2 protein-coding genes are annotated in these 1,495 nt (G+C 73.6%); one reads left to right on the forward strand and one right to left on the reverse strand.

The window, feature by feature from the left end; all coding sequences use genetic code 11:
- The first annotated feature begins 113 nt into the window (after nt 1-113).
- Nucleotides 114-818: an amidase family protein gene (locus ACWDNU_RS45640; RefSeq protein WP_449673419.1), complete on the forward strand. Its 705-nt coding sequence runs from the start codon at nt 114-116 to the stop codon at nt 816-818.
- On the opposite strand, the gene ACWDNU_RS45645 is transcribed toward ACWDNU_RS45640, so the two are convergent.
- Entirely contained in the window at nt 815-1,435 is a 621-nt protein-coding gene (locus ACWDNU_RS45645) for a LysR family substrate-binding domain-containing protein (protein WP_449673420.1), read from the reverse strand. The two genes, ACWDNU_RS45640 and ACWDNU_RS45645, sit on opposite strands and share 4 nt — an antisense overlap.
- Nucleotides 1,436-1,495: the final 60 nt, after the last annotated feature.

Below are 1,495 nucleotides of genomic sequence, written 5' to 3' on the forward strand. Positions count from 1 at the left end.
CGGCACGTGCCGTTGCCAGCTGTTCGCGCATCAGCTGCAGCTGTTCCTGCGCGGAAACGGACTGCGTCCGCAGCGCGATGGCACTGTTGCTGGCTGCCGACTCCTGGGGTGGCATGGCCGAGAACGGCGTGCTCGCGACGACCGTGTCGGACGCGGCGCTGGCGCTGTCGGTGCTGGCGGACCGGTCGGATCTGGCCGAGCTACGCGCGCCACAGCGACTACGCGTCGGACTTGCCGTGGCTCCGCCGTCGCGACTGGTCCGGGTGGATCGACACTGGACGGCGGCAGCGCGTACCGCGGGTGCGCGCGCGGCGGCGGCCGGTCACCTGGTGGAACCGGTCGAACTTCCCTACGGCGACGTGGCGCTGCTGATGCTGCTGCGCTGGCCGAGCGTGAGCCTGGCCGACGCGGCCCGGCTACCGCACCCCGAGCTGTTGCAGCGCCGCACCAAGCGGCATCTGGCGCTGGGCAGGCTGATCCGGCGGCTGCGGCTGGTGCGCCCGGATCAGGTCGACCGGACCGAGGCCCGGCTGGTCGACTTCTTCGAGAACTTCGACGTGGTGATCACCCCCACGCTCGCGGCGCCGCCGCCCAAGGCCAGGAAGTGGAGCGGGCGCGGCTGGACCTCGAACGTGCTGGCCTCGGCGCGCTACGCGCCGTTCACCGGCATCTGGAATCTGGTCGGCTGGCCCGCCGCGTCGGTGCCGATGGGCACCCATCCCGAGGCGCACACCCCGCTCGCGGCACAGCTGGCCGGTCCGCCCGGCAGCGAGGCCACCTTGCTCGGCCTCGCCGCCCAACTGGAACTGTCGAACTAGACCGCGATCGGCTGCGGCTGCTGCTGGGGTTCGGAGAAGCCACCGTCGACGGCGCGCCCGGCGAACTCCAGGATGGTCGGCCGGGTGTCGTCGGCGCGCCACGCCACCGCCAGCTCACACGGGGTGAGGCCGGCGACCGGACGCGCGGTCAGGCCGGGCCAGCGGTACATCGGGACGTTGTTCTCGGCGAGCAGGCACACGCCCAGGCCCAGGCTCACGGCCTCGAGCTTGTCCTCGGGGGTGGCCGCCTCGGCGCCGATCTTGGCCGCGCGGCCGCCGCGGGCGTCGTTGCCGAGCCAGAAGTCACGGACCGCGCCCGCCTCGGTCGGCAGGGCGACGAACGGCTCGTCGAGCAGATCGGCGAACTCGATCGTCTCCTGCTCGGCGAGCGGGTGGTTCTCGGGGAGCAGCACCCAGCGCGGCTCGGTGCGCAGCACCTGCCAGCGGTAGCGGTTGGGGTCGGGCAGCGGCAGCCACACCAGGGCCAGGTCGGCCTGTCGGCCCGCCAGGCCGCTGGACGGGTCGTTCCAGGAGGCGGCGTGCAGGGCCAGGCGGTGGCCGCTGGCGCTCTCCAGGTCGTTGAGCAGGCCGCGGCCGAGGGCCGACTGAATGCCCACGCGCCGCCCGCAACTCCGACCGCACCGGCGAGCGCAAGGGCCACGTGATCGGCACCGTGC

The sequence above is a fragment of the Amycolatopsis sp. NPDC003676 genome (assembly GCF_053587275.1).

Excerpts from the sequence above, each read along its gene's own strand:
- ACWDNU_RS45640 (WP_449673419.1), top strand. The coding sequence starts at position 114 with ATGGCCGAGAACGGCGTGCTCGCGACGACCGTGTCGGACGCGGCGCTG.